The 20203-nt window shown below is 58.4% G+C and carries 17 protein-coding genes and 1 pseudogene; 5 read left to right on the top strand and 13 right to left on the bottom strand.

Features of this window, described 5'->3' with window-relative positions; translation table 11 throughout:
* Positions 1–57: 57 nt before the first annotated feature.
* The 6 genes from ntrC to glnA all read right to left on the bottom strand — a co-directional run bounded on the left by ntrC (position 58) and on the right by glnA (position 6229).
* On the bottom strand, positions 58–1494 hold the full coding sequence (ntrC, locus tag AC54XV_RS25225) for a nitrogen regulation protein NR(I) (RefSeq protein ID WP_003405235.1): 1437 nt from the start codon (positions 1492–1494) through the stop codon (positions 58–60).
* On the bottom strand, positions 1491–2576 hold the full coding sequence (glnL, locus tag AC54XV_RS25220) for a nitrogen regulation protein NR(II) (protein ID WP_002555720.1): 1086 nt from the start codon (positions 2574–2576) through the stop codon (positions 1491–1493). The genes ntrC and glnL overlap by 4 nt, the downstream gene beginning before the upstream one ends.
* Positions 2577–2858: 282 nt before the next feature.
* A complete protein-coding gene (locus AC54XV_RS25215; protein ID WP_496717375.1) occupies positions 2859–3476 on the bottom strand; it encodes a DUF4124 domain-containing protein in 618 nt (205 codons plus the stop codon).
* Positions 3477–3487: 11 nt separating this feature from the next.
* Positions 3488–4024, bottom strand: coding sequence for a DUF4124 domain-containing protein (locus AC54XV_RS25210; RefSeq protein ID WP_003405230.1), 537 nt, complete (start codon positions 4022–4024; stop codon positions 3488–3490).
* 77 nt (positions 4025–4101) lie between these two features.
* Positions 4102–4659 (bottom strand): chorismate mutase, encoded by a 558-nt coding sequence (locus AC54XV_RS25205; RefSeq protein WP_024659535.1) that lies wholly within the window; start codon positions 4657–4659, stop codon positions 4102–4104.
* Between the two features lie 163 nt (positions 4660–4822).
* Positions 4823–6229: a glutamate--ammonia ligase gene (gene glnA / locus AC54XV_RS25200; RefSeq protein WP_003343817.1), complete on the bottom strand. Its 1407-nt coding sequence runs from the start codon at positions 6227–6229 to the stop codon at positions 4823–4825.
* A gap of 336 nt (positions 6230–6565) precedes the next feature.
* On the opposite strand from glnA, the gene thiI reads away from it, so the two are divergent.
* Both thiI and typA read left to right on the top strand, forming a co-directional pair.
* The gene (gene thiI, locus AC54XV_RS25195) at positions 6566–8020 is read left to right on the top strand and encodes a tRNA uracil 4-sulfurtransferase ThiI (RefSeq protein WP_003426934.1); all 1455 of its coding nucleotides are present in this window, start codon (positions 6566–6568) and stop codon (positions 8018–8020) included.
* 142 nt (positions 8021–8162) lie between these two features.
* Complete coding sequence (typA, locus tag AC54XV_RS25190; protein WP_003405222.1) at positions 8163–9983, top strand: translational GTPase TypA; 1821 nt, start codon at positions 8163–8165, stop codon at positions 9981–9983.
* Between the two features lie 100 nt (positions 9984–10083).
* Here the strand turns inward: typA and AC54XV_RS25185 are convergent, their stop codons facing one another.
* The 3 genes from AC54XV_RS25185 to AC54XV_RS25175 form a co-directional block, all read right to left on the bottom strand.
* The gene (locus tag AC54XV_RS25185) at positions 10084–10908 is read right to left on the bottom strand and encodes a DeoR/GlpR family DNA-binding transcription regulator (protein ID WP_003316379.1); all 825 of its coding nucleotides are present in this window, start codon (positions 10906–10908) and stop codon (positions 10084–10086) included.
* A gap of 130 nt (positions 10909–11038) precedes the next feature.
* Positions 11039–11812: an L-iditol 2-dehydrogenase gene (locus AC54XV_RS25180; RefSeq protein ID WP_096104456.1), complete on the bottom strand. Its 774-nt coding sequence runs from the start codon at positions 11810–11812 to the stop codon at positions 11039–11041.
* A gap of 39 nt (positions 11813–11851) precedes the next feature.
* Complete coding sequence (locus AC54XV_RS25175) at positions 11852–13168, bottom strand: ABC transporter substrate-binding protein (protein ID WP_104652574.1); 1317 nt, start codon at positions 13166–13168, stop codon at positions 11852–11854.
* 282 nt (positions 13169–13450) lie between these two features.
* Between AC54XV_RS25175 and AC54XV_RS25170 the strand changes: the two genes are divergently transcribed.
* The gene (locus tag AC54XV_RS25170) at positions 13451–14350 is read left to right on the top strand and encodes an AraC family transcriptional regulator (RefSeq protein WP_024652175.1); all 900 of its coding nucleotides are present in this window, start codon (positions 13451–13453) and stop codon (positions 14348–14350) included.
* On the opposite strand, the gene AC54XV_RS25165 is transcribed toward AC54XV_RS25170, so the two are convergent.
* Together AC54XV_RS25165 and AC54XV_RS25160 are read right to left on the bottom strand one after the other, a co-directional pair.
* Positions 14351–15610 (bottom strand): cation:proton antiporter, encoded by a 1260-nt coding sequence (locus tag AC54XV_RS25165; RefSeq protein WP_104652573.1) that lies wholly within the window; start codon positions 15608–15610, stop codon positions 14351–14353.
* A gap of 279 nt (positions 15611–15889) precedes the next feature.
* Positions 15890–16219 carry a DUF2790 domain-containing protein gene (locus tag AC54XV_RS25160; RefSeq protein ID WP_003343803.1) on the bottom strand — a complete coding sequence of 110 codons (330 nt, stop codon included), beginning with the start codon at positions 16217–16219 and terminating at the stop codon, positions 15890–15892.
* Between the two features lie 218 nt (positions 16220–16437).
* On the opposite strand from AC54XV_RS25160, the gene AC54XV_RS25155 reads away from it, so the two are divergent.
* Complete coding sequence (locus AC54XV_RS25155; RefSeq protein ID WP_003343801.1) at positions 16438–16659, top strand: hypothetical protein; 222 nt, start codon at positions 16438–16440, stop codon at positions 16657–16659.
* Positions 16660–17130: 471 nt separating this feature from the next.
* Positions 17131–18456 carry an OprD family porin gene (locus tag AC54XV_RS25150; RefSeq protein ID WP_104652572.1) on the top strand — a complete coding sequence of 442 codons (1326 nt, stop codon included), beginning with the start codon at positions 17131–17133 and terminating at the stop codon, positions 18454–18456.
* Positions 18457–18698: 242 nt separating this feature from the next.
* Here the strand turns inward: AC54XV_RS25150 and AC54XV_RS25145 are convergent, their stop codons facing one another.
* Together AC54XV_RS25145 and AC54XV_RS25140 are read right to left on the bottom strand one after the other, a co-directional pair.
* Complete coding sequence (locus AC54XV_RS25145) at positions 18699–19070, bottom strand: hypothetical protein (protein ID WP_104652571.1); 372 nt, start codon at positions 19068–19070, stop codon at positions 18699–18701.
* A 163-nt stretch (positions 19071–19233) separates the two neighbouring features.
* Positions 19234–20130, bottom strand: a pseudogene (locus AC54XV_RS25140) (RHS repeat domain-containing protein); the annotation flags it as partial.
* Between the last annotated feature and the right edge of the window lie 73 nt (positions 20131–20203).

Here is a 20203-nt window from a genome sequence, read left to right as displayed (position 1 = left end):
CGGACTTGTATAACGCTGAGCGCTCCGCGTAGGTATGAACAACCATCATATAACCACTCAGCCCTCATCGGCCTCGTCGTCGTCCCCGCCATCGATCTTCATGCCCAGTTCCTTGATCTTGCGGGTCAGGGTGTTGCGGCCCCAGCCCAGCAATACGGCGGCGTCGCGGCGGCGGCCGGCGGTGTGTTTGAGGGCGGTTTCGATCATGATCCGCTCGAAGGTCGGCACGGCGCTGTCCAGCAGGCTGGACTGACCGCGAGACAAGGCCTGATCGGCCCACTGGCGCAGTGCCTGTTCCCAGTTGGTGACCGGCGCGGCGTCCTGCGGCAGGCTCAGCAGTTCCGGCGGCAGATCGCTGACGTGCACTTCACGACCCGAAGCCATGACCGTGATCCAGCGGCAGGTGTTTTCCAGCTGACGAACGTTGCCAGGCCACGGCAGATGCTTGAGGTATTCCTCGGTCTCGGCCTTGAGCAGCTTGGGTTCGACCGCCAGTTCCTGGGCCGCGCGGCTGAGGAAGTGCTTGGCCAGGGTCGGGATGTCTTCGCGACGGTCCGACATGCGCGGAATGTGGATTCGGATCACGTTCAGGCGGTGGAACAAGTCCTCGCGGAACTTGCCGGCCTGCACCAGGGTTTCCAGATTCTGGTGGGTGGCGGCAATGATGCGCACGTCGACCTTGACCGGCGTGTGACCGCCGACCCGGTAGAACTCGCCATCCGCCAGGACACGCAACAGACGGGTCTGGGTGTCGGCGGGCATGTCACCGATTTCATCGAGAAACAGCGTGCCGCCGTCGGCCTGTTCGAAGCGTCCACGGCGCAGGTTGGCCGCGCCGGTGAACGCGCCTTTCTCATGCCCGAACAGCTCGGACTCCATCAGGTCCTTGGGGATCGCCGCCATGTTCAGCGCAATGAACGGCGAGGCCGAACGCGGGCTGTGGCGATGCAATGCGTGAGCGACCAGTTCCTTGCCAGTACCCGACTCACCATTGATCAACACCGTGATGTTGGAGTGGCTCAGACGGCCGATGGCGCGAAACACTTCTTGCATCGCTGGCGCTTCGCCAATGATCTCGGGAGTGCGGGTCAGCGTCGGGGCGACGTCCAGGCCCTGTTGTTCCTGAGCGTGCTGATTGGCGCGCTTGACCAGCGACACGGCTTCATCGACGTCGAATGGCTTGGGCAGGTACTCGAACGCACCGCCCTGATAGGACGCCACGGCGCTGTCCAGGTCCGAGTGGGCGGTCATGATGATCACCGGCAGACGCGGATGCTGCTCGCGAATCCGCGCCAGCAGGTCCAGGCCACTGGCACCCGGCATGCGGATGTCGGAAATGATCACGTCCGGTTGCTGACGGGCTAGACGGCTCATCACCCCGTCGGCGCTGTCGAAGCTCTGCGTGGTCATGCCTTCCTGTTGCAAGGCCTTTTCCAGTACCCAGCGGATAGAACGATCGTCGTCTACGATCCAGACAGTTTCACTACGGCTCATGTCGAAGCTGCTCCTTGTTCCAGCGGCAGGAAGATCGAGAATGTGGTGTGGCCGGGATGGCTGTCACACTCGATCAGACCCTGGTGCTGGCTGATGATGTTCTGGGTAATGGCAAGACCTAGTCCCGTGCCATCCGGGCGGCCACTGACCATCGGATAGAAAATGGTTTCCTGAAGTTCGGCCGGAATACCGGGGCCGTTGTCGATGATTTCGATCTTGCTCACCAGTCGATGGCGAACGTGGCCGATGGTGAACTGGCGCATGGCGCGGGTACGCAGGGTGATCCGGCCAAGGCGCAACTCGTTCTGGCCGCTGATGGCCTGCATGGCGTTGCGCACGATATTGAGCACGGCCTGGATCATTTGCTCGCGGTCGATCAACACGTCCGGGATGCTTGGGTCGTAGTCGCGCACCAAGGTAATGCAACCCTGGCTTTCGGCCTCGACCAGGCTGCACACGCGCTCCAGCACTTCGTGCACGTTGGTCATCGCCAGCGATGGCAGCTTGTTGGAGCCGAGCATGCGGTCGACCAGATTACGCAGGCGGTCGGCCTCTTCGATAATGACGTTGGTGTAGTCCTTGAGGCTTTCTTCAGGCAGCTCGCGGGCCAGCAATTGTGCGGCCCCGCGAATGCCGCCCAGTGGATTCTTGATTTCGTGAGCCAGGCCACGCACCAGCATCTTGGTGGTTTCCTGCTTGGACAGCTGAGCCTCTTCCTTGGTGATACGCAACAGCCGGTCACGCGGATGCACTTCAAGCAGCAGCAGGGTATCGCCCTTGCTAAGGATAGGCGTCACCGCGTAGTCGACCGTCAGGGTCTGGCCGGTCAGTGCAGTGAGCATCGCTTCGCGCTTGGTAAAAGGATGAGCCTGTTCGACTGCCTGACGCAGCGAACTCAATGCTTCGGCCGACTCGGTGAACAGCTCGCTGATGAATTGCCCATGGCTGCGCTGCCCGCTGATGGCCAGCAGCATTTCCGCCGCTGGGTTCATGTACTCAAGTCGCAGGTCGGCGTTGAGCAGAATGGTGGCAGTGGTCAGGTTATCCAGTAACAGTCTGTGCAGCGCATCGCTGATAGTCATGAATCGTGTTGACCTCTTTTGGCACATTGCAGTCGCGCAATGCGGGTGCTGGTTGGTCTGCACCAGCAGGAGCAAGGCCACCAATACGGTGCTTTGCCAGTGAAGTTGCAAAAAACAAACCAAGGCTCCGAAAAGAAGCGCTTTATCTGCAAAATCGGGCCGTTTTTGTAAAGAGTGCCCGCATACGGCGCTACCCGGCCAAGGTTCCTGAACCAGATTGGGCTGTATTGTTGCGCAGGCAGGCATTGAGCGCACCAAAAAGGTGCCGACGATTTGGCGAGATCAAAAGAAGGGCAGAATGCTGCTTTTTGGCTCGGGCTTGTCCTTGAGCGGACACTCCGGACGCACGCCGTAGTCATCATCCTTGCAGGGGTGGGTCGCGCGCTTTTGCGCCAGGGAAATGCGCTGCACGTGAAACGGCTGGTTCGGGGTTTTTTCCAGAACACGGCCAAGCTCGTCGAAAATCTCTACCGACAGTTGATGGGTGCCGCGATCTACATTGCTCAGCGGGAACACCGGGCTGCGGCCGGCCTGACCGACGGCAACGTTATCCAGCAGCAGCCGGTAGCTGTGGCCCGCCTGTAACACCGGTTCGCTGGTGACGGTAACGATCAGGTCGCCACTGGGATTGACCAGGGTAGCGTCCGGTTCGGGCACCAGGATTCTCAGCAACTGGTAATGAAACATCGGTTGTACTGCCGGTTTGGCGGGGTGGGCCTTCAAGGTGCGGGTCGGCGGCGTGCCGGTCATGTTGTTGCTGGGGGCGATGTCGACGCGGGTGGCGTTCTTGCGCGGCTGGTCGGTAAACACCCGATTACCCTGCGCGTCGATATAGATGTAGACGTCGGCCACTGCGGGCAGCGTCAAGAGCAACAACAGGCAGGTCAGCAGGCGGCGCATCGTGTGTCTGCTCATGGCTTGCCGAGGTGTACGCGCTGTACGGTCAGGGTGATGGTTTCGCTCTGCTGAATGATCCGCTCGCCGTCTTTCACGACCACCGCGAAACTGTGTTCACCGCGATCTGCGTTGACCACCTGAAAGCGCGGCAGGTTGGAGGGCTGCCCGTACAGGTTGCCGTCCAGCAGCAGTTGCAGGCTGTGAGTCGGTTGCAGGCGTGGCTCGATCTTCACACCGATGATGAACGTGCCATTGTTGGCGCGTAACGCTTCATCGGTGGGCAGGTCTTTCAGTTCCAGCACGTCGTAGGCCGTTTGCGGCTGCGAGGGTGGCGCCACAGGGGCCGGTTGCGGCTCGCGGTTGAGGGCTGGCCTGGAAGGTGTCTGCGTTTCGATGCTGTTGAGCGGCGGTAACTCGACCACTTCGGTCTTGGTGCCGTTGGGCGGCTGGTTGCTGAACGCGGTGTTGCCGTTCGCATCGGTGTACTTATAGATCTGCGCCAGCGCAGGCAGGCTGATCAACAGCAGCAGGCAAATCAGACTTTGACGCATGAGACTCTCGACAGCAGGGCAAGATTGGCCGTCAGCATAGAACACATCGTCCTATGCTGCGCTATCCGCCTGATGTGTCAGAGTTTCGCAGGGCAAAGGTCGGCTGTGGCCAGTACCAGCGCCTGATCGTGAATCGGGTCGGTCTGATAACGCTTTAGTGCCGCATCCAGTTGTATCCGGCAGGTTTCTGCCTTGCGCAGTGGCTGGAAGTCCGCGTAGGCCTGGAGCAACTGGGTTTGCAGGCGATCCAGCTTCGGACGAATGTCATCGACCAGACTGAGCCTGACCGTGTCGGGCGCCTTGCCTGCCGCGTGCCATTGGGCGAGCAGGGCGTTCTGCACCTGTTTATTGGCTTCGATCTGCGCGCGGAACAGGCGTTGAACGTCATCGGGATCGAGCTTGAACTCGGCAGCACGGGCCTGGGCGGCGCTGATCACTTGCTGCTCGCGCGGCGGGTCCTCGACAGCCTTGCCGCTGTCCCACTTGCTCAGGGCAACCTGATCGGCGATGGTCAGGCGCTCGCTGATCGCTTGCAGCAGAGGTTCAAGTGCAGAAGGTTTTTGCTCGGCAGTGAAGGCGAAACAGGTAGACATGAACGTCATTGTCAGCAGGGAAGTGGCCAGAATAAGGCGCATGGCAGTTCCATCTCGGTTCGGTTGGGAGATGCAGATTTAACTCCAGGCGACCGGTCAGAGCCAGTGTTGCGGGGTGAACAAATGTTCACGCGGTAAAATCCGGGCAAAAAAAGACCTCCCGAAGGAGGTCTCCTGTTACGCCATCAACGCTGGCGTGGCTGGATCAGCAGCTGTAGTACAGCTCGTATTCCAGTGGGTGTACGAAGGTGCGAACCTTGATTTCTTCTTCGCTTTTCAGCTCGATGTAGGCATCGATGAAGTCGTCGCTGAAGACGCCGCCCTTGGTCAGGAACGCGCGGCCCTTGTCCAGTTCTTCCAGGGCTTCTTTCAGGCTGCCGCAAACTTGTGGGATCTCTTTGGCCTCTTCAGGCGGCAGGTCATACAGGTTTTTGTCAGCTGCGTCGCCAGGGTGGATCTTGTTCTGGATGCCGTCCAGGCCAGCCATCAACAGGGCCGCGAAGGCCAGGTACGGGTTGGCTGCCGGATCCGGGAAGCGTGCTTCGATACGGCGGCCGCGTGGGCTGTTGACGTAAGGAATACGGATCGATGCGGAGCGGTTACGCGCCGAGTAGGCCAGCATGACCGGTGCTTCGAAACCCGGGACCAGACGCTTGTAGGAGTTGGTCGACGGGTTGGTGAAGCCGTTCAGCGCCTTGCCGTGCTTGATGATGCCGCCGATGAAGTACAGGGCGGTATCGGACAGACCGGCATAGCCTTCGCCTGCGAAGGTGTTCTTGCCATCCTTGGAGATGGACATGTGTACGTGCATACCCGAGCCGTTGTCACCGTACAGTGGCTTGGGCATGAAAGTAGCGGTACGGCCGTAAGCGTCGGCAACGTTGTGTACGCAGTACTTGAGGGTCTGAACTTCGTCAGCCTTCTTGACCAGCGTGTTGAATTTCACGCCGATTTCGTTCTGGCCGGCAGTCGCCACTTCGTGGTGGTGAACTTCCACGGTCTGGCCCATTTCTTCCAGAGCGTTGCACATGGCGGTACGGATTTCGTGGTCGTGGTCGACCGGTGGCAGCGGGAAGTAACCACCTTTGACGCCCGGACGGTGGCCCTTGTTGCCGCCATCGACGTCGCCGTCGGTCATCCAGGAAGCCTGTTCGGAGAAGATCTTGAACATGGAGCCGGAGATGTCGGACTTGAATTTCACTTCGTCGAAGATGAAGAACTCTGGCTCCGGACCTACGAATACGGTGTCGCCGATACCGGTCGACTTCAGGTATTCCTCGGCACGGTGGGCAATGGCGCGCGGGTCGCGGTCGTAGCCTTGCATGGTCGAAGGTTCGATGACGTCGCAGACCAGAACCAGGGTCGGCTCTTCGGTGAACGGGTCGAGCAGGGCGGTTTCGTCATCTGGCAGAAGAATCATGTCGGACGCTTCGATGCCTTTCCAGCCAGCGATGGAGGAACCGTCGAACATTTTGCCGACTTCGAAGAAATCGTCTTCCAGTGCATCGCGCGCAGGCATGGTGACGTGCTGCTGCTTGCCCTTGGTGTCTGTGAAGCGCAGATCAATCCACTTAACGTCATGATCTTTGATGAGTTGAACCGACTTCGACATGGTGTCCTCCGGGTGGCTAGAGACCGTCTTGATAGAGTTATGGTCCCTTGAATTTGGGTGATGCCGGCGCAGATACTCTGCCAAGGCAACCTGCCTCACAAGGGAGCAATTTGCATGCCAGTGCCCCGTGTTGGGTTTTTTGCCTCAAACGCAGGTTTTCAGGGGGCGAAAACGCACCACGCGTGAAAAACACGCACCTTTATGGCGCTGCAATTTGGTGCGCCGACTCTTTTTGGTGCGTAGCTGATTGCGTGTACGATAACTGGTTAAACCTTGAGCAATTTCCGCTATAATCCGCGCCCCCCTTTTTTGGTCGGCACCTCACGCTCCGTTTCCATGAAACTAATCGTTAAAGTTTTCCCAGAAATCACCATTAAAAGCCCGCCGGTGCGCAAGAAGTTCATCCGGCAACTGGGCAAGAACATTCGTACCGTGCTCCGTGAACTGGACGCGGACATTGTCGTGGGTGGCGTATGGGACAACCTTGAGGTCGAAACCCGGCTGACCGACCCCAAAGTGCTGCAGGGCATCAGGGAGCGGCTGAGCTGCATGCCCGGCATTGCCAACTTTCTGCAGGTCGCCGAGTACCCGCTGGGCGATCTCGACGACGTCGTCGCCAAGTGCAAGCTGCACTACGCCGACCTGTTGCCTGGCAAGATGTTTTCAGTGCGTTGCAAGCGCGCCGGTCGCCACGACTTCAGCTCCATGGACGTCGAGAAATACGTCGGCAGCAAGCTACGCATGCAGTGCGGCGCGGCCGGAATCGAGCTGAAAAAGCCCGATCTGGTCGTGCGCATGGAAATTCGCGACCAACGGTTGTTTGTCGTTCACGACCAGCATCAGGGCATGGGCGGTTACCCGCTGGGCGCGCTGGAGCAGACCCTGGTATTGATGTCCGGCGGGTTCGATTCAACCGTTGCGGCCTACCAGATCATGCGCCGCGGCCTGATGGCGCACTTCTGCTTCTTCAATCTGGGCGGACGAGCCCATGAACTGGGCGTGATGGAAGTCGCGCACTTCATCTGGAAGAAGTACGGCAGTTCACAGCGCGTGCTGTTCGTCAGCGTACCGTTCGAGGAAGTTCTCGGAGAAATTCTGCAGAAAGTCGATAACAGTCATATGGGTGTAGTTTTGAAGCGTATGATGTTACGCGCTGCATCCGCCGTGGCTGATCGTCTTGAAATCGATGTGCTGGTCACCGGCGAAGCGATTTCACAGGTTGCCAGCCAGACGCTGCCCAACCTGTCGCTGATTGACGCGGCAACCGACAAGCTGGTCCTGCGGCCGCTGGTTGCCACCCATAAGCAGGACATCGTGGACCTGGCGACTGAAATCGGCACCGCTGATTTTGCCCGGCACATGCCAGAGTATTGCGGGGTGATTTCGGTCAACCCGAAGACCAACGCCAAGCGAAATCGCGTTGAGTACGAAGAAAAACAGTTCGACATGGCGATTCTCGAGCAGGCGCTCGAACGCGCGAAGCTGGTTTCGATCGATCGGGTGATCGACGATCTGAGCCGCAATGTCGATATAGAAGAAGTCAGCCAGGCGCTGGCCGGTCAGGTGATCCTCGACATCCGTCACCCGGATGCCCAGGAAGACCAACCGCTGCAAGTGCCCGGCGTGGAGATACAGACGTTGCCGTTCTACGCATTGAACAGCCGTTTCAAGGCACTGGATGACACGCGCCAGTACCTGCTGTATTGCGACAAAGGCGTCATGAGTCGCCTGCATGCCCACCATTTGCTCAGTGAGGGACATGCCAATGTGCGCGTATATCGACCGAGCTAAGTGCCCGGGGCTGTTTGCCTGTGGCTTGCGTCACCGGCCCCCCGACACCCGTCGTCATGCCGTTACGGCTTTTGCCGACTCAAAATAGTAATCGCTGTCCTTAACCAGTCAGCAGACCGAATCCTCTGATCGAGATACACAAGTGATCGAAAATCTACGTAACATCGCCATCATTGCTCACGTTGACCATGGTAAGACCACCCTGGTAGACAAACTCCTGCGTCAATCCGGCACTCTGGAGCGCGGCGAGCTCAACGACGAACGCGTGATGGACTCCAACGACCAGGAGAAAGAGCGCGGTATTACCATTCTCGCGAAGAACACCGCGATCAACTGGAATGGCTACCACATCAACATCGTGGACACCCCGGGCCACGCCGACTTCGGTGGTGAAGTAGAGCGCGTGATGTCGATGGTCGACTCCGTACTGCTGCTGGTCGATGCCCAGGACGGCCCTATGCCGCAAACCCGTTTCGTGACCAAGAAGGCCTTCGAAGCCGGCCTGCGTCCGATCGTGGTCATCAACAAGGTTGACCGTCCAGGCGCACGTCCGGACTGGGTTCTGGACCAGATCTTCGACCTGTTCGACAACCTGGGTGCCACTGAAGAACAGCTGGACTTCAAAGTCGTCTACGCCTCGGCCCTGAACGGTATTGCCGGTCTGGAACACACCGCCATGGCTGAAGACATGACCCCGCTGTACCAGGCGATCGTCGATCACGTCCCTGCGCCAAAGGTTGACCGTGACGGTCCGTTCCAGATGCAGATTTCCGCACTGGACTACAACAGCTTCCTGGGCGTCATCGGTGTTGGCCGTATCGCTCGTGGTCGCGTCAAGCCGAACACTCCGGTGGTTGCCATCGACGTCAACGGCAAGAAGCGTAACGGTCGTATCCTGAAGCTGATGGGTCACCACGGTCTGCACCGTATCGACGTTGAAGAAGCAGCTGCCGGCGACATCGTCTGCATCAGCGGCTTCGACCAGCTGTTCATCTCCGACACTCTGTGCGACCCACTGAACGTCGAAGCGATGAAGCCGCTGACCGTTGACGAGCCAACCGTTTCGATGACCTTCCAGGTTAACGATTCGCCGTTCTGCGGCAAGGAAGGCAAGTTCGTCACCAGCCGTAACATCAAGGAGCGTCTGGACAAGGAACTGCTCTACAACGTTGCTCTGCGCGTTGAAGAAGGCGACACCGCCGACAAGTTCAAGGTCTCCGGCCGCGGTGAGCTGCACCTCTCGGTACTGATCGAAACCATGCGTCGCGAAGGCTTCGAAATGGGTGTCGGCCGTCCTGAAGTGATCATCCGCATGGTTGACGGCGTCAAGCACGAACCGTACGAAAACGTCACCATCGACCTGCCTGAAGAAGCGCAGGGCGCGATCATGGAGCAAATGGGTAACCGTAAAGGCGACCTGACCAACATGGTTCCGGATGGCAAGGGCCGTGTGCGCCTTGAGTACAACATCCCGGCACGTGGCCTGATCGGTTTCCGTAACGAGTTCCTGACCCTGACTTCCGGCGCAGGCATCCTGACCAGCATCTTCGACCGTTACGACGTGATGAAGTCTGGCGACATGTCCGGCCGTCAGAACGGCGTTCTGGTTTCGGTTGCTACCGGCAAGGCGCTGACCTACTCCCTGGAAACACTGCAAGCCCGTGGCAAGCTGTTCCTGGGTCATGGCGAAGACGTGTACGAAGGTCAGATCGTCGGCATCAACAGCCGCGACAACGACCTGGGTGTCAACCCAACCAAAGGCAAGAAGCTCGACAACATGCGTGCTTCCGGTAAAGACGAAACCATCGCTCTGGTTCCGCCTATCCGTTTCACTCTGGAACAAGCGCTGGAATTCGTACAAGAAGACGAACTCTGCGAAGTGACGCCAAAGTCGATCCGCCTGCGTAAGAAAATCCTTGGTGAAAGCGAGCGTACTCGTGCTGCCAAGAAGTCGGGCAACTGAGTAATCGGTTAGTCGGCTAGACACAAAAAACCCGGTCGCGAGACCGGGTTTTTTTATGCCTGCCATTCGTGGCCTGTGGCACAGCTCGCCTGGCGACAAGCTACTTCGAACGGCCGCCCACTGGCGCCAGCAGCAACTCGATACGCTGCTTGCGAATCCCGTCGGCAGCCGCTTCGGCCAGGGCTGCGTCGGTGATGATGGTGTCGAACTGCTCGAGCCCGGCGACCTTGTACATACCGAAGGTGCCGTACTTGGAGCTGGTGGCGATCAGCACGGTTTGCGAGGCGGACTGCATGGCGGCCTGCTTGACCTCGACCTTCAGCGCCGACGGTGTGGTGGTGCCGCGTTGCAGGTCCCACGAGCTGGTGGACATGAAGGCCACATCGGTCGCCAGCTGGCGCAAGGTTGCCGCTGCCAGGCCGCCGACGCTGGAACGATTCGGATGATCGAGCAGCCCGCCGGTATGAATCACATCCACATGCGCAGCATCGGCCAGCGCGTTGACCACGCCGAAATCATTGGTGACCACGGTCATGCCCGACAGCGCGATGATGTGCGGGACGATTTCGAGTGTGCTGGTGCCTGCGTCCAGATAGATCGTCATGTCCGGGTGCAAGAGCCCCGCTGCGAGCCGCGCCATGCCCTGCTTGTGTGGCAACTCCACCACCGCCTTGGACTGGTGGCTGGGTTCGCTGTGGACCTGGCTGGCGATACGCACGCCGCCGGTGACCGAGTAGGCGCGACCTTCCTGCTCCAGCAGGGCGATGTCGCGGCGGATGGTCATGTGCGAGCAATCGAACATCTCCATCAACTGATGCACGCTGAGCACCTGATGCTTGCGTAACTGACGCAGCATCAGCTCTCGACGCTGATCAGGGATCATAGGTGTACCGCCGGAAATGGCGATCTCCTCTTCAGTGGACATTCGTACTCCTGTACATCAATGAGCCGGCTCAGGCAGCAGACGGTCCGCGCATCTTAGCCAATCGCTTCGGCAATGGAAGCGGTCGCAGGCTTTTTTGCGCGGTTCGGCTCATCTTTACCTCTGTCTCACTTCAATTCATCCAGTTGCCACCGTCGACGTTATAGGTCTGGGCGACCACGTACTCGCTGTCCGCTGAAGCCAGAAAAATGGCCATGCCGGTCAAATCGTCCGCCGTGCCCATGCGCCCGTAAGGCACTTGTTCGCCCACCAGCTTTTTCTTCTCGCCCAATGGCCGGTTTTCATGGCGCGCGAACAACGCATCGACGCCATCCCAGTGTTCGCCATCGACCACACCCGGTGCGATGGCGTTGACATTGATGCCGTGCCTGATGAGGTCCAGCCCGGCCGATTGGGTCAGGCTGATCACCGCCGCCTTGGTCGCGCAATACACCGCCACCAGCGCCTCGCCCCGGCGCCCGGCCTGGCTGGCCATGTTGATGATTTTGCCGCCGTGCCCTTGGGCAATCATTTGCTTCGCTGCGGCCTGCAAGGTGAACAGCGTGCCAGCGACATTGATCGAAAACAGCCGCTCGTAGCTGTCGCGGGTGATGTCGACGATCGGTGCCAGGTCGAACAGCGCGGCGTTGTTGATCAGGATATCCAGCTTGCCGGCCTGCGCGACCACTGCGGCGATGGCCTGATCGATGGACGACTGATCCGTGACGTCCATCCGCACCGCATACGCGTTGGGTCCCAGTTCGGTCGCTGTCGCCTGTGCGCGTTGCAGATCGATATCGGCAATCGCCACGCGCGCACCTTCGTGAATGTACGCCTGCGCAAACGCCCGGCCGATGCCTCGCGCCGATCCGGTGATCAGCGCGCTTTTACCTTCAAGTCGTTTCATGGGTTCATCATCCGTTCAATACAGTTGAGGGCTGGCGCTCTACTTCGGGTAGCCGGCACGTTTCATCTCGCGTTCGGTCACCGCCTGCGCGGCTGTGAGCGCCTGTTCAGTGGTGGTTTGCCCGGTTACAGCGGCAGAAAACAGCTTGCCGACCGAGGTGCCGATGGCCTGAAACTCGGGAATGGTCACGTACTGGATACCGACATAGGGCACGGGCTTGGCCGACGGGTGCGCCGGGTCGGCGTGTTGCATCATCTGCAGCGTGACCTTGGCGAACGGCGCAGCTTTCAGATAAGCCTCGCTGTAGGTGGAGGCGCGGGTGCCAGGTGGCACGTTGCTGATGCCGTCTGTCTCGGCGACCAGCTGGATATACGCCTTGGACGTCGCCCAGGTGATGAACGCCTTGGCTGCATCCTTGTGTTTCGAGGTAGTCGGTATTGCCAGCGACCAGGCATAGAGCCATGACGAGCCCTTGTCAGTCACTTCGACCGGCGCAGGTGCAAAGCCGACGCTGTCGACAACCTTGCTCTGCGCCTTGTCGGTGGTGAACGAGCCGGCCACGCTGGCATCCACCCACAACGCGCATTTGCCGCTGTTGAACAGCGCGAGGGTTTCGTTGAAACCGTTGCTCGACACGCCCGGCGGGCCATAGTTTTTCAGAGTGTCGACGTAGAAATTCGCCGCCTTGCTCCATTCCGGGCTGGTCAATTCAGGTTTCCATTGCTCATCGAACCAGCGCGCGCCGAATGCATTGGCCATGGTGCTGAGCAGGGCGATGTTCTCGCCCCAACCGGCCTTGCCGCGCAGGCACATGCCGTAAACGCCCTTGTCGGGCTGATGCAGCTTCGCGGCGAATTCGCCCAGCTGCGTCCAGGTCGGGTGTTCGGGCATGCTCAAGCCAGCCTGCTTGAACAAATCGGTGCGGTAATAAGTAATGGTGCTTTCGCCGTAAAAGGGCAGGGCATAGAGCGTGTCCTTGACTGACAAGCCTTGGCGCACCGAGGGAAAGATATCCTGCAGATCGTAGTCCGGCGCAAGGCCGGTGATCGGCTCCAGCCACTGTTTGGCGCCCCATAACGGGGTCTCGTAGGTGCCGATGGTCAATACGTCGAACTGGCCACCCTGTGTGGCGATATCGGTGGTCAGGCGTTGGCGCAGGACGTTTTCTTCGAGCACCACCCAGTTGAGTTTGATGTCGGGATGCTGCTGTTCAAAGGTTTTCGACAGGCGCTGCATGCGGATCATGTCGCCGTTGTTCACGGTGGCGATGGTCACGGTTTCGGCAGCCTGGACGGTCAGGTTGAAAAGGGCGGCGGACACGCCTGCGGACAGGAAAAGCGTTTTCCGAATGTTCATCGTAGTGCTCTCCACCCCGCGCCTTGTCTGGCGGGAGTCATTGTTTTTGTTGTTGGCCACGGTTGAGTCACCCTGGTGGACGGCTCGATTACAGCAGCCCTCAAGAGGTTGAACAAACGCAGGGCGGATGAGCGACTGATACTTTTTTAACCGAGCGCGCTCCGGCGGTCCGAAAGCAAAAAAGTATCAGTGCCGGTTTGATCGCGAGCTAGCGTTGGCTAGGTGCGAGGGCGTATGTTCAAGCGTCCACAGCGCATTCATAACGATAAAAAGGGGCATCCCGTGCCTGACAGCCGAGCCGCCTTGCTCGAGCAGCGCCCTGCCGAGCTTGAGGTTATTCTCCCGCAGCCCGACCACTGCTTTCGCTGGTACGAGCATGACTATCCCTACGCGCTGGCGCGCTGGAACCATCATCCGGAATTCGAAATCCATCTGATCCGCCAGGGCAGCGGCAAGCTGGTGGCCGGTGATTACATCGGTGAGTTCGCGGCAGGGCATGTGGCCCTGATCGGCCCGGATCTGCCGCATGACTGGATCGGCGATCTGGCCCCCGGTGAGCATCTGCCCGGGCGGGACGTGGTGCTGCAGTTCGACGGTGCAGCGTTGCTCGCCTTGCGTGGCACGCTGCCGGAGATGGGTGACTTGCAGCGTCTGTTCGAGCAGGCGCGACGCGGCCTGGAGTTCACCGGTGCGACAGCGGTGCAGGCCGCGCGCCTGCTCGAAGAGATTGGCCCGGCTCAGGGGCTGGAGCGGCTGATTCTGTTCCTGCAACTGGTCAACACGCTGATGAAAGCGCCTGCGCAGGAGGTTCGCCTGCTGGCCAGCACCTGGTATGCACCGACTCTGGATGCGCGCAGTTCCGAGCGGATCAACAAGGCGTTCGACTATCTGTTGACCGAATTGACCAGCGATATTCGCCTGTCCGTCATCGCGCAGCGACTGGACATGAGCGATCCGGGGTTTTCACGCTTCTTCAAGCGCACCACGGGCCATTGTTTTATCGACCTGATGCGCAAACTGCGGGTCCAGCGGGCCTGCCGGTTGCTGCTGCACAGCGAGATGTCGGTGTCGGACATCTGCTTTGAAGTCGGCTATGCCAATTTGTCCAACTTCAACCGACACTTCCGCGTGGAGATGCAGCAGACGCCCAGTGAATACCGGCGCGCCGCTGCATCCGCCTGATCAATGCTCTGCCGGGTCTTTGGCCTGCGGGGCGCGGGTGACGGCATTCACCAGCTTGCCGATGGTCAGGCCCTGCAAGAGAATCGACAGCAGCACCACGATGTAGGTGATGCTCAGCAGCAGATCGCGTTCCGGCCCGGTCGGCAGCGCCAGCGCCAAGGCAACCGAGACTCCGCCGCGCAAGCCACCCCAGGTGAGGATGCGGATCGTGCCGTGCGGCACCTTGCGCCAGCGACGCAGGAGCAGGATGGCCGGAGCGACGGTGACGAAGCGCGACAGCAGAATCGCCGCCGCCAGCAGGCTGGCTGCAATCAGGTGCTGCCATGAGAACGGCAACAGCAACAGCTCCATACCGATCAGCGCGAACAGCAGCGCGTTGAGCATGTCATCCAGCAACTCCCAGAAACCGTCCATGTAGCGACGGGTCATGTCGTTCATCGCCAGATTGCGTCCCAGGTTGCCGATGATCAGGCCGGCCACGACCATCGCGATAGGACCGGACACATGCAGTTCAGACGCCATCGCCGAGCCGCCGATCACCAGCGCCAGCGTGAGCATGACCTCGATCTGATACTGCTCGATGCTCTTGATCATCAGGTACACGGCGTAACCGATCAGGCCGCCGAACAGCACCCCGCCCATCGCTTCGTGAACGAACAGCAGAGCGGTTTCGCCAACCGTCGGCGTCTCGCCCAACTGCGCGATACCCAGCAACACGGTGAACACCACCACTGCGGTTCCGTCGTTGAACAGGCTTTCGCCGACGATCGTGGTCTTCAGCGGTTTCGAGGCGTTGGCGGTACGCAACACACCAAGCACCGCAATCGGATCGGTAGGCGAGATCAGTGCACCAAACAGCAGGCAGTACAACGGGCTGACGTGCCAGCCGAACAGGGCAAAGATCCAGTAGGCCAGTGCGCCGATCACAGTGGTGGCAATCAGCACCCCGAAAGTCGCCAACAGGCCGATGGGCCAACGGTAGCTTCTCAAGTCGCCCAGGTTGACGTGCAGCGCCCCGGCGAACAGCAGAAAGGACAGCATCCAGTTCATCAGCAGGTCGCCGAAGTCGATCTGGCCGATCAATTGCTGAACGCGATCTTCCAGGCCGGGATAGCCCAGAAAGCTCAGACCCTGCAGCAGCAACGAGAACATCAGCGCGGTGACCATCACGCCGATGGTGGGCGGCAGGCCGATGAAACGGTAGTTCACGTAGGTCAGAAGCGCAGTGAGGCAGATAAAACCAGCAGCGAGTTCAAGCATCGGTCATTCCAGAATCCGTAAGTGCAGTGTCTCGATCACCGTAACCGAGCCTGTGTTTGATGGACCGGAACTACGTCCAGACACATCTCGACACGCCACAGTGGGGTTTGCGTTGACCACGCAGAGGCGGTGATGTTGCAAAAAAGGCCGGAATTACCAAACGAAGCTGGATTTGAGACGGGAAAAGGAGGGGATTGCAGACGCAAAAAAGTCAGCCCGAATGAAGGTCCGGGCTGACGGGGGATGTAACGCTGAGTGGCCTTCCTGGCAGGGTCAGAATCATTGGCTGTTTCTGCATCCGCTGAGGACCTGGTACTGAACCGTGTTCAGCTTGCCCTTGGAGTCTTCGTAGGTCATCAGTTTCGGCATTACGCTACAGGTTTGCAGATCCGGGGATTTGCGGACCAGCTTGGCAACGTCCAGCTTCATGCCGTAGGTGTACTCCTTGATCTCCGGCATCGGCTTGTTATGGAGGGCGGCATACTTCTGCACGCTGGCCTGGTGTTCCTTGATCACCGTAGTGGCTTTGACCTCATCAGAGGTGTAGGCGAAAGCACTGATGGGCGAAAGGATGACCAGGGCAAGTAACAACGATTTGGCTGTGCGCATTTTCTTTTGTCTCCGTTTGAATGTGGCTTAACCCTAACCAATGCGCACTAACCGGAAGGTTGCTGAAACATTACAAATCGGTCATCTCGAAGATGTCAGCTTCCTAACAGTATTGTCATTGTTCGCTCACCTTCCTGTTAGCTCCCCCTCCGTAAGCTTGTTTCATCCCTGACGAGCGCCGAGCGCTGCGCAGGTCCGACATTCAACCGAGAAAGGTAATGATGATGAAACTGGTCAAATCGATGGTCTTCGCCGTAGCTGCCTTGTCCGCCACTGCAGCCTTTGCCGACGACGGTAACGAGTACGCAAGCCCCGCTGCCGACAAGATGCGCCTGGCGCAGGAGATGCGTTTCAAGGAACAGAACAGCAGCAAAGCCGAGCGGTACGTCAATGCTGACGAGAAAGCCGAGGCTGAGCGGTCGACCAAGTCCGAAGGCTGATGCCTTTGCTGCCCGACCCGCTGCACCCCTGTTCGCCCTTTGTAGCAGCTCCCTGCTCCTTTGGTCGGGGCGAATCTTTAAGCGTCCTTCGGGGCGCTTTTTTTATTCCCGGCAAAACGTCGGCGATAAGCGTTTTTCATGCATCTGCCCGAAGGGCGTAGGAGCGAACTTGTTCGCGAAGAGGCCGGTATGCTCGCTGCAAATGCACCATCTTCGCTAACCAGCGAAACGTCGCCCGGCCTGCTCCTACGGCCTTCGGCGAGAATAAAAACAGACGTATCCGTTCAATGCCTGTTTCACCGTATTGAACTAACGCAGGCGGTACTTCACTTCCTTTCATATTTGTAATCCCGCTGTCACCTCGACGTTATCTTCGCCACTTCAAGATGGTGCCCCGCTGGCAGCTCTCGCACCTATAAAAAGAGCCAGGTCGACACGTTTAAAACAATCTGCCGATCCATCGGAGCACATATGACCCAACTCAGAACATTGTCCCTTGCCCTGTGCTCGACACTGGCAGGTGTAACGCCGATTACCGCACTCGCCGAAGAACAGAAAGAAGGCTTCATCGAAGGCAGCACGCTGACGGTACTCAACCGTAACTTCTACATGAACCGCGACCACCGCAACGGCGAGTCAAGCCCGACCGGCAATGGTTACTCCGAAGCATGGGCGCAGGGCATCATCGGGCGATTCCAGTCAGGTTTCACTCAAGGCACATTCGGCGTCGGGGTCGATGCCTTTGCCATGATCGGCATCAAGCTCGACACAGGCGATGGACGCAACGGCGGGCGCAGCGCATTCGATGTGCTGCCGGTCGATGGGCAGGGCAATGCCCGCGACGAGTACAGCAAAGTCGGCGGCTCGCTGAAGGCCAGGGCCTTCGACACCGTCGTCAACGTGGGCGATGTCTTCCCGTCGACGCCGGTGGTGGCATTCGGTGACTCGCGCCTGCTACCGGAAAGCTTCCGTGGCGTCACAGCGATCAACAACAGTATCAGCGGTCTGACCCTGCAAGGCGGTCGTCTGCACTCCATGAGCCAGCCGGTTTCCAGCAATATGCGCGACGGTTTCGTGACCTTCTACGGCGGCGCGGTCGACTCTCCCTGGGTTGCCTACTTCGGCGGTGATTACCAGGCCACCGACGCGCTGAGCCTTGGCCTCTACACCAGCCGCCTGAAAGACGCCTGGGACCAGAAATACGCCTCGGCGTCTTATGTGCTGCCACTTTCCGATGACCTCGCACTGACCGGCAGCCTGAACTATTACAACGCCACCGACGAGGGCAAAAAGCTGCTCGGCGAATTCGACAACGACATCTGGAGCGCAAAACTCGCCCTGCAATACGGCGCACACACCCTGTCGCTTTCGCACCAGCGCAACGAAGGTGATGATGACTTCGACTACCTCAGGCAGTCCGACTCCATCTACCTGGCCAACTCCATCCAGTACAGCGACTTCAACTCACCCAAGGAGCGCTCGTGGATGGTCACCTACAACCTCGACATGTCCACCTTCGGCGTGCCCGGCCTGTCGTTCATGACCCGCTACGGCAAAGGCACCGACGCCGACTACTCCAACGCCAACAGCACCTACATGCGCCGCGACGCACAAGGCAACCCGCTGACCGATCAAAAACGCTGGGAGCGTGATATCGAAGCGAAATACATTGTGCAGACCGGATCATTGAAAGACCTGTCGCTGCGCGTGCGCCAGGCAACGACCCGGGCCACGGCGTTCGAATCGGATCTGGATGAGGTGAGGGTGATTGTGGAGTATCCGTTGAGTGTGCTTTGAGGTGGATGATTGAGTGAAGCGTCCTTTGGGGCGCTTTTTTTGATGAGGCGTGAATACTCTCACAGTCCCGGGCTTATACGTTATATAGGAAGGGCATGTGCTACGGAGTTATGTCGCCCATCCTTGGCTAATATTTTTTCAACTAATGAAGTCCGCAGTTGAATAGTTTGATGTCTTGGTTGTTGTGAGTGTCCTGATGTTTAAGTTTTGTTATAAATTTTAGCTGTGTTGAGGTGAGGTTTTTATCTTAATGACATGCAGCCGTCAATTTCAAAGCTTTCAGAGTTTATTATAAAAATTACGATATGATTTTCTACTTCCAAGGGGACCCAGCTTCGCAACGCCTCATCCCTTGAACCTTCAAGCGATGCTGCGCATAGGTCTGCGCCATTAAGCTGGCGCCCTTGGGCTGCCAGGTTGTTGGCTCTGAATTCTATAATGGATTTTAGCGTATTTTTGTTTTGATCATCATAGGCAGATACTTCTGGAGGTAGCAGAAAGGAAATGTCAGATATCTTTGACTTGCTAAATAATTCGCGTGTGATGGGGTCGCATAGATTCGAAGAAACGTACGATTTGAAGTCGACTTTTTCTATGATGTCTTTAGCGTTCATTTGGATTGAATGCCTTAATTCACGATTGATTTGCTTTAAGTAGTAATCTACTTGCTCTCTAATCCTAGCCGCAAAAAACTCCTGCGGCCAATTTTTTCAAAGCTTGGGTGCGCATTTATGTGCGCTAGAAAACATACCGGATGAGCTACTCTTATCTAACCAAAATTTCCATATACTGCCCCTGAAACCTCAGGTTCTGCTCGACCTCGTTCACCACCAGCTTCTCAATCGCCCTCCACGGCCTATATTTGGCCTGCCAGACGATCTGCCCTTTGGCGTCGGTCATCTCCAGCGGCGTACCAATCTGGTCGGTGTGGAAGTAGTAGACCTTGTTCTCTACCTCGCCCTCTTTCTCATCAACACGGGCCAAAGGCGCATAGCTACCAGGCTCATACAGATACAAGCTGCTTTGTTCCGGGCTTTCTTCACGCAGCAAGCGAAGGCCTTGCCAGAGAAATAGTCGATGGTCGGTCTGCCCCTTGATCTCCCACTGTTTGCCAACACGCCTGCCCAAGCTGTCGTACTGGTAGCTGCTGGTGCTTTCCACCTGGCTGTTAGCCATGGTCTCGGTTTTGACCAGGCGGTTTTCGCTGTCGTAGGTGAAGGTTTGCCAACGCACGATGCCGACGATTTTCTCGACTAGGTTGCCCCACGCGTCGTATTTGTATTCGTGGTTGCTCCACTTTTTGAGGCGGTTGTCTTTGACGCGGTCGAAGCGGCTGGTGTTGAAGTTCAGGCGGTTGCCGGCAGCGTCGTAGCGGAATTCTTCGCCGTCGAAACGTTTTTCGGGGTTGTGTTCGAGCAGGCGGCCGTTGGCTTCGTATTCATAGGTGACTTCGCCGCGCAGTTTGTCGAGGGTACGGCTCAGCTCGCCGGCCGGGTCGTATTCGTAGCGGCGGTGGAGCGGGTTGTAGGCGTGTTCGACGTAGCGCTCTGGCTTTATGAGCGGGTTCTGGATCTGTGACAGTTTTTCAGCGGGCAGGGTGGTTGCGTACTGCCAGGTCTTGCGGCCCAGAGCGTCATAGCCAAAGCAACTGGTGAGTTTGTTTTGGGTGCGATAGTCCCAATACTCATGTCTCTGATCAGTTGGTGTTTGGGATTAAACTGCTTTATTAGGGCTACTGCCAAGCTAC

The sequence above is a fragment of the Pseudomonas fragariae (ex Marin et al. 2024) genome, from assembly GCF_059621105.1.
This window is presented reverse-complemented; position numbering and strand designations above follow the sequence as displayed.

Coding starts and splice junctions, on each gene's coding strand:
- ntrC (WP_003405235.1), bottom strand. CDS start 1,494: ATGAGCCGTAGTGAAACTGTCTGGATCGTAGACGACGATCGTTCTATC.
- glnL (WP_002555720.1), bottom strand. CDS start 2,576: ATGACTATCAGCGATGCGCTGCACAGACTGTTACTGGATAACCTGACC.
- AC54XV_RS25215 (WP_496717375.1), bottom strand. CDS start 3,476: ATGCGCCGCCTGCTGACCTGCCTGTTGTTGCTCTTGACGCTGCCCGCA.
- AC54XV_RS25210 (WP_003405230.1), bottom strand. CDS start 4,024: ATGCGTCAAAGTCTGATTTGCCTGCTGCTGTTGATCAGCCTGCCTGCG.
- AC54XV_RS25205 (WP_024659535.1), bottom strand. CDS start 4,659: ATGCGCCTTATTCTGGCCACTTCCCTGCTGACAATGACGTTCATGTCT.
- glnA (WP_003343817.1), bottom strand. CDS start 6,229: ATGTCGAAGTCGGTTCAACTCATCAAAGATCATGACGTTAAGTGGATT.
- thiI (WP_003426934.1), top strand. CDS start 6,566: ATGAAACTAATCGTTAAAGTTTTCCCAGAAATCACCATTAAAAGCCCG.
- AC54XV_RS25185 (WP_003316379.1), bottom strand. CDS start 10,908: ATGTCCACTGAAGAGGAGATCGCCATTTCCGGCGGTACACCTATGATC.
- AC54XV_RS25180 (WP_096104456.1), bottom strand. CDS start 11,812: ATGAAACGACTTGAAGGTAAAAGCGCGCTGATCACCGGATCGGCGCGA.
- AC54XV_RS25175 (WP_104652574.1), bottom strand. CDS start 13,168: ATGAACATTCGGAAAACGCTTTTCCTGTCCGCAGGCGTGTCCGCCGCC.
- AC54XV_RS25165 (WP_104652573.1), bottom strand. CDS start 15,610: ATGCTTGAACTCGCTGCTGGTTTTATCTGCCTCACTGCGCTTCTGACC.
- AC54XV_RS25160 (WP_003343803.1), bottom strand. CDS start 16,219: ATGCGCACAGCCAAATCGTTGTTACTTGCCCTGGTCATCCTTTCGCCC.
- AC54XV_RS25155 (WP_003343801.1), top strand. CDS start 16,438: ATGATGATGAAACTGGTCAAATCGATGGTCTTCGCCGTAGCTGCCTTG.
- AC54XV_RS25150 (WP_104652572.1), top strand. CDS start 17,131: ATGACCCAACTCAGAACATTGTCCCTTGCCCTGTGCTCGACACTGGCA.
- AC54XV_RS25145 (WP_104652571.1), bottom strand. CDS start 19,070: ATGAACGCTAAAGACATCATAGAAAAAGTCGACTTCAAATCGTACGTT.